General features: G+C 37.9%; 6 protein-coding genes and 1 pseudogene. 4 read left to right on the plus strand and 3 right to left on the minus strand.

Annotation, left to right across the window (positions count from 1 at the left end; all coding sequences use genetic code 11):
* Positions 1–576 (plus strand): KilA-N domain-containing protein (locus Q0Y54_RS10625; protein ID WP_297967528.1); only part of this gene is annotated, 576 nt, incomplete at its 5' end.
* 89 nt (positions 577–665) lie between these two features.
* Here the strand turns inward: Q0Y54_RS10625 and Q0Y54_RS10630 are convergent.
* From Q0Y54_RS10630 to Q0Y54_RS10640, 3 genes are all read right to left on the minus strand, one after another.
* Positions 666–1,067: a putative toxin-antitoxin system toxin component, PIN family gene (locus Q0Y54_RS10630; protein WP_297967530.1), complete on the minus strand. Its 402-nt coding sequence runs from the start codon at positions 1,065–1,067 to the stop codon at positions 666–668.
* On the minus strand, positions 1,067–1,339 hold the full coding sequence (locus Q0Y54_RS10635; RefSeq protein ID WP_297967532.1) for an AbrB/MazE/SpoVT family DNA-binding domain-containing protein: 273 nt from the start codon (positions 1,337–1,339) through the stop codon (positions 1,067–1,069). The genes Q0Y54_RS10630 and Q0Y54_RS10635 overlap by 1 nt, the downstream gene beginning before the upstream one ends.
* 183 nt (positions 1,340–1,522) lie before the next feature.
* Positions 1,523–1,858: a helix-turn-helix domain-containing protein gene (locus tag Q0Y54_RS10640; protein ID WP_297967535.1), complete on the minus strand. Its 336-nt coding sequence runs from the start codon at positions 1,856–1,858 to the stop codon at positions 1,523–1,525.
* 428 nt (positions 1,859–2,286) lie between these two features.
* Between Q0Y54_RS10640 and Q0Y54_RS10645 the strand changes: the two genes are divergently transcribed.
* From Q0Y54_RS10645 to Q0Y54_RS10655, 3 genes and pseudogenes are all read left to right on the plus strand, one after another.
* Positions 2,287–3,819 (plus strand): phosphoadenosine phosphosulfate reductase family protein, encoded by a 1,533-nt coding sequence (locus Q0Y54_RS10645; protein WP_297967538.1) that lies wholly within the window; start codon positions 2,287–2,289, stop codon positions 3,817–3,819.
* 19 nt (positions 3,820–3,838) lie between these two features.
* Positions 3,839–4,726 carry a DUF4007 family protein gene (locus Q0Y54_RS10650; RefSeq protein WP_297967541.1) on the plus strand — a complete coding sequence of 296 codons (888 nt, stop codon included), beginning with the start codon at positions 3,839–3,841 and terminating at the stop codon, positions 4,724–4,726.
* Between the two features lie 10 nt (positions 4,727–4,736).
* Positions 4,737–7,037 (plus strand): annotated as a pseudogene (locus Q0Y54_RS10655) (restriction endonuclease subunit S); the annotation flags it as partial.

Below are 7,037 nucleotides of genomic sequence, written 5' to 3' on the forward strand. Positions count from 1 at the left end.
CAAAAATGGAGTAGTTCAACAAATGCTATAGGTATAGTATCCAAATCAGGTCGTTATGGTGGTACATATGCCCACAGTGATATAGCATTTAAATTTGCAGCTTGGTTATCTCCAGAATTTGAATTATATATAATTAAGGATTATCAGCGGTTAAAACAGGCCGAGAGTGACCATCTCTCCCTTGATTGGTCAGCACGCAGAGAAATTGCTAAAACTAACTACAAGGTTCATACAGACGCAATCAAGGATTATCTTATAAATGAAAATCTTCCTGCTAGATATGTTAATTATACCTATGCAAATGAGGCAGACCTTATTAATGTTGCTCTTTTCGGAATGACTGCTAAAGATTGGCGAGATAAGCATCCTAAGGAAAAAGGTAATATCCGTGATTCGGCCAATCTCCCCCAGCTTATAATCTTAGCTAATCTTGAAATGCTTAATGCAGAATTTATAAAAGTTGGATTGCCACAGCGAGAAAGACTTCAAAAATTGCATGATATAGCCGTATCTCAGCTGAAATCTATTTCCAATTCTGCTAGTGTGAAACGGTTACAAGAACGGTTTGACAAGTGAAAGAAAATATAAAAAGGCTTTTGCGGTGCCGCGGGTTTGATCCTACGGTGGGCAAAGGCCTTATTTTTGTGCATTATTTCTGAATATACTTATAGCAAAAGAAAATTTGCAACGCTTATTATATGTGGATTATCAAGATCAGCTTCAAGAAAATCTTTGTCCCCTGTAAGCAAGTAATCTACTTTTGCTGAAATAGCAGCTCTCAAAATAGGTTGATCTTTTTTATCGCGCACAAGGGGTTCCTTAGAGTGAATGGTTTTTGGTGTAGTGACCACCTCGATTACGGATAGAGCAGAAGACAGGAAAATATCAAGGTCGGCAATCTTGGTTGGAAATTTTTCTTGAAATTTACGATGAAGCTCTTCAATGACATAATCACATGCAACAGGTTCCCATGGGAAAATAAGGGCCTTTTGAAAAGCTGCTGCCGCTCTACCATTAGGGAATAAGGCAGCGGATATAAAAATATTGGTATCTATCATAACTTTCATTATTTTTCTTCCTCACGACGAGATGCTGTTATCCAGTTTGCAACATCTTCTTCTGATAAAATTCCAGCATCTTTGGCGGCACCTTTCATTTGCTCCTGAAACTTCATTAAGGCATAAACAGCAGAATTAACGACCCGAACATTAGAACCATCAACTATAAAAGTTACCCGGTCACCAGTATTGATACCCAATGCAGTACGAACATTTTTTGGAATGGTAACTTGTCCTTTTGACATAACCTTGGAATCGTTTACAAATGCAGTGGTAGACATAAATCCTTACCCCCCTTTTTTAAAAGTAGGAATTCCCTACTTTTATTATACACGTAATCGGCATTCATAACAAGGAAATACGTATGATATTAAGTTTAACCCCCTCGATTTCGAGGGGATAAGTGTTGTATTAAAAGAGGCTTTTGCAGTGCTGCGGGATTGATCCTACGGTGGGCAAAGGCCTTATTTTTGTGGGTTTGTATTTAGTTTTATGATGGCATCGATGATGTCCTTGGATTTTTCATCCAGGGTAGGATATACGCGGATAATGGCTTCAAGGCGCTGGTCTGGTGGTGTATCTTGATGCGTGGTGGTAGCATTATTGGTAGGAATAAAGTAATCTATCGGAACGGATAAAGCCATGGACAGTTCATGCAGGTCTTCTGAAACAATACCAGTGGTATATCCCCGTTCCCAATTGGAAATCACCTGCGATGATTTATGTACTTTTTGCCCAAGCTCGACTTGTGTCAGGTCTAGCTCTTTTCGCCGTTTCCTAATTTTATAGCCAATATCCATGTTGGTTACCACCTCAATGGATATTATACCGAAAATAGATAACCCAACCGACATATTAACGGAGAATGAGATAAGTATACTGTTATACATTGAAAAATAACGGAATTGGTTATAAAATAATAAAGTAAATGTTATTTAGAGTGACGGTCTTTAACAAAAGAATGTTAAGCATGATGTTCTGGTTAGCTGTCACTTTTCTTTATATATAATATATAACGGAATTCGTTATTAAAGGGTATAGTTCGATGTGGTGCAAAGATTGTAAAATAGAAACCTTGGATGATAAGTGCCCAGTTTGTGGACGACAGACTGATGCAGAGGTACCAGTGGAAGTATATTGGTGTGAACATTGCAAGACACCAATTATGCGTAAGATAAGCAATATAGATAAGGCTAGCTGTCCGTTATGCCATAGCCGCATTAGATATTTGTCTGCTGATTTGCGTCCAGTTTTTCCTCAGGAACGATTACTGCTGGAAATAATGTGGAATATGGAGCCCAACAGTTTAGCAGATAAGTCAGTTTGGGCCAGCAATAGTCGTATCTATATTGATGGAAAGTCTAAGTCTGTAACTATGGCATTGTACAAAAGGCAGGATGCTACAAAGTTACGTCAGGAGTTGCAAAAATATCAGTTTGAAAATAGAGAAGAACCCTTTAAAGAACATATAAAAAAGTTTGTAAAAGCCAATAAACAGCATCTGGCCGCTATAGTTGAGGAAGCTCACAACTTTATTCGCAGTGAGGCAAATAAATATCCTCAAGAGAATATTGTTCTGTCTTTTTCTGGTGGCAAGGATTCCACTGTGACCGCCGACATAGTGACTAAGGCACTTTCTAATCCATGTTTGGTGCATATTTTTGGTAATACAACATTGGAATTTCCTATGACGGTGGAATATGCCAAGCGATTTCGTCAAAATAATCCCCAAGCTATATTCCAGGTGGCTGAGAACAAAGAGCAGAATTTTATGGATATGTGCGCCGAAATTGGCCCACCGGCCCGCCTGATGCGATGGTGCTGTTCTATGTTTAAGACTGGACCGATTACCCGTGTAATTAGTAATCTATTTCGTAATCAGCAGATACTGACATTTTATGGAATTCGTCGTTATGAGTCGGTAAGCCGTAGTAAGTATAACCGAGTGGAGAAAAATTCTGAATCGGTGAAAATTCAGCAACAAACTGTAGCAGCTCCGATTTTTAACTGGAAAGATTTGGAGGTATGGCTGTATATATTTGCAGAGGATATAGACTTTAATGATGCGTATCGATTGGGTTATGACCGGGTAGGGTGCTGGTGCTGTCCTAATAACAATAGTCGGGCACAGTTTTTGTCCAGTATCTATATGCCTGATAAATATGCCATGTGGAAAGAATTTCTTATAGGTTTTGCCAGAAAAATTGGTAAGCCTGATCCTGAGGTATACGTTGAGTCTGGAAAATGGAAGGCTCGACAAGGCGGCAACGGCCTTTCAGCAGCCAAGTCCGTGAAGTTGCAATTTACAAATTGTACGGCGGAGGAGAATTCCAAAATATATAAGCTGTTCCGTCCGTATAGTGACGAACTTATAAATATGTTTGTGCCATTTGGACGTATAGCACCGGAATTAGGACAAAAGCTGCTTCAAGAAACCATTGTGTTGGATAGTGCAACTAACGTACCTATATTGTCCATTCAACCTTTTACGCAGGATAGTTATGAATATGCCGTAAAGGTTAAAACCATGAATGTTAAGGACCATGATGCTATACAGCGGATGGTAGGTTATCAAATTCGCAAATTTAATGCTTGTCGTCGGTGCCTGAAATGTGAGTCCTTGTGTAGAACAGGTGCAATATCCATTATGGGAGATAGCTACTACATTGATGAAGTCAAGTGTGTTCATTGTAGAAAGTGTATGAATGCCAAGTTCTTGGCAGGGGGCTGTACTATGGACAAGTATTTGAGAACTAAGTAAGTTTGTGAGGATTATAAAGATGAAATTTAGGGGACATGAGACGTTTTTTATTCGTAAGGGCTGGCTCAGCAAGGGCATGAAAAATGTTGATAAAAGTCCGGATGTATTTGTAAATAAAGAAGATAAACCTATGGATGTATTGGGGATTGGCTCTAACATGGTGAAGGCTTTGCGTTATTGGATGCAGGCTACCGGTCTTACTAAAGAACCCAGGAGTGGCAAGAGAGTTCAGTCCTTTACTGAAATTGGCGAGATTATTTACCGTGAAGATCGTTATTTGGAAGAACAGGGAACATTAGCATTGCTGCAGTGGCATTTGGCTAAAAATAAGGATGATGCCACTGCCTGGTATTACTTTTTCTATGTGTTTAAAATGAAGGAATTTACCAGAGATGATTTTGTGCAAAGCTTAAAAAATTATGTGTTGATGGAGGATGCTTCGGCTGCTGCGGCCGAACGGTCCTACCAGGACGATTTTAATTGTATTGTTAATACTTACCTACCAAGATATAAGACCAGCAGTCGTTATATTTCTCCTGAAAATAATATATCCTGCCCATTAGGGGAGCTGGGTTTAATGGATATTGCCAGTAAAGAACGGAAATTATATCGGAAAAATATGCCATCATCGGCTATGTTACCCGCCTTGATAGCATTGGCAATTATTTTACAGGCCCATCAAAATGAAAAAGAAATTGAAATTTTAAAGCTTCTGAATGGTGAAGGTAGCATAGGACGGGCATTTAATATGGATATGACCTTGCTGTTGGACACTTTACGTCGCATTGAAAACTTAGGCGCAGTTAAGATTATTAGGACAGCTGGATTAGATGTTATAAGAATACAAACAGACAAAACTGCTTTAGAGTGTATAGAGCAGTATTATCAGGATATTAAAGCAGCGTAACAGGTGAATTATGAAAGAAATGATAAGTATTGCGGCGGGGTTTCAGAACTCTGTTAATTTGGGTTATGACCTGCAAAACGTTGATAAAATTAAAAATTATATTCCTACTAATGCCGCATTAGATTTTATGGAAGATATTTTAAAATCTGTCAGGGATAACGCCACTGAACGTGCAAGAGTTCTTATTGGACCCTATGGTAAGGGAAAATCTCACATGGTTCTTACCACCCTGTCTTTACTTATGAAAAAAGACATTAATATATTTATGCACTTATTGCCTAAATTTATGGAACGGCAAGAATTAAAAAATTTAGTTGACGAATATTACGGGACAGATAAAAAACTGCTACCAGTAGTTGTGACTGGCAGCAGTAGTAGTTTAGTTCAGGCCTTTTTAGTTGCCTTGGAGCGTACACTGCGGGATGAGGATTTGCTGGATGTTATGCCGGAGACTAACTATCAGGCGGCAATTCGTTGTATTGATATGTGGCACGAAGAATTTCCTGACACCTACAAAGCTTTCATAGAAAAATTATCAGAAAACTCAAAAAAATTTGTGGATCGTCTTCGTTCCTTTGATATAACGGCTTACAATGAATTTCAAGACTTATATCCTTCTTTGACAGCTGGCAGTACGTTTAATCCGTTTCTGGGCTTCGATGTGGTGGAACTATATGAAAGTGTAATTAAAAGTATTAAGTCAAAGGGCTATACTGGCATTTATGTTGTATATGATGAATTTAGTAAATATCTGGAATCTAATATAAAAGTTGCTACTGTAAGCGATACCAAGCTGTTGCAGGATTTTGCAGAAAAATGCAATCGTAGTGGCAACGAACAGCTTCATTTATTGCTTATTTCTCATAAGGAGATAGCTAATTACATTGACCAACTGCCAAAGCAGAAAACCGATGGTTGGCGTGGTGTATCTGAACGGTTTAAGCATATTAATTTTAGTGATGAATATGTACAAACTTACGGAATTATTGATACCGTAATTCAAAAGGACAAAGTAATGTGGTCATATTTTTCCAATGAAAACAAGGATAAAATTGCCACCTTGGAAAAGCAGTATGAATCACATGACATGTTTAATGATGTTCCTGTTGATTCTTGTATGGAAGTATTGCTGGGGGCTTATCCTTTGCATCCGGCGTCTTTGTTTATTTTGCCGAGATTATCAGAAAAGGTTGCCCAGAATGAACGAACATTGTTTACCTTTTTGTCCGCAGATAGCCATTTTACCCTGTTGGATTATCTAAAAAATAACGGCCAAGATAATTTTTCATTAATCACGCCGGATTATATTTTTGATTATTTCCAACCATTGATGGAAAAGGAAGTCCATACTGGAACCATTTATAAAAACTATGAATTAGCCAAAAACATCTTGAATAAGGTCTCAGAAAATGAGTTACAGGGTAAAATTATCAAGATTTTGGCGACAATTTATATGCTTGAGCAATATGATAATTTGCGTCCAGTTAAAGAAGAAATACAGCACATTTTAGAATTAGATTATAATCCGGATGAAATAAATCAGGCTATCGAGGAATTGATTGCCAAGGAATATGTTATTTATTTGAAACGGAGTAACGGGTATTTGTGTATTAAGCAGTCCTCTGGAGTGAATATTTATGCCAAGATAGCTGATACAAAAGAGGCACATGCCCATGCAGATATCAAAGAAATATTAAATATGATGAATTATGACCGCTACATGTATCCAGCCCGTTATAATGACGAGAAGGAAATGACGCGGTTCTTTGTGGTTGAATTTATTCATGCCAATGAAATCACGCCAGAGGTTAACTGGGAAATAAAAAGCGAAGAAATTAAAGCTGATGGCGTCATATACGCTTTACTCACTGATTCTGAGGAAGAGTTGGCAGAAGTGCGCAGTATAATCGAAAAATCTACTAGGAATACTAAGAGATTTATCTTTGTATTACCAAAAGAAAGCATAGATATAAAAGATAAAATCATTGAGCTTTATGCTGTAAATGTTCTGCGGGAACAGGCTATTGGTGATCCAGTTCTATATAATGAATACGACTTAGTGTATGAGGATTTGTACGCCATTTTAAAGGAATTTTTGCAGGGATATACCAGACCTGAAAATAAGCAGGTGAGTTTTTATTATTTAGGTGAAAAGCAGAGACTTCACCGTAAGGCCCAGTTATCGGAATTGATGTCAAAGATTTGTGATAAGGTATATTCTAAAACACCGGTTATAAATAATGAAGTAGTTAATAAAGATGAAATCACAACAGCTGCGCAAAACAGTTGTCAAAAAGTACTGGCTGGGATT

The sequence above is a fragment of the uncultured Anaerovibrio sp. genome (genome assembly GCF_947302755.1).
Taxonomy (GTDB): domain Bacteria; phylum Bacillota; class Negativicutes; order Selenomonadales; family Selenomonadaceae; genus Anaerovibrio.

Excerpts from the sequence above, each read along its gene's own strand:
- Q0Y54_RS10635 (WP_297967532.1), bottom strand. The coding sequence starts at position 1,339 with ATGTCTACCACTGCATTTGTAAACGATTCCAAGGTTATGTCAAAAGGA.
- Q0Y54_RS10650 (WP_297967541.1), top strand. The coding sequence starts at position 3,839 with ATGAAATTTAGGGGACATGAGACGTTTTTTATTCGTAAGGGCTGGCTC.
- Q0Y54_RS10640 (WP_297967535.1), bottom strand. The coding sequence starts at position 1,858 with ATGGATATTGGCTATAAAATTAGGAAACGGCGAAAAGAGCTAGACCTG.
- Q0Y54_RS10630 (WP_297967530.1), bottom strand. The coding sequence starts at position 1,067 with ATGAAAGTTATGATAGATACCAATATTTTTATATCCGCTGCCTTATTC.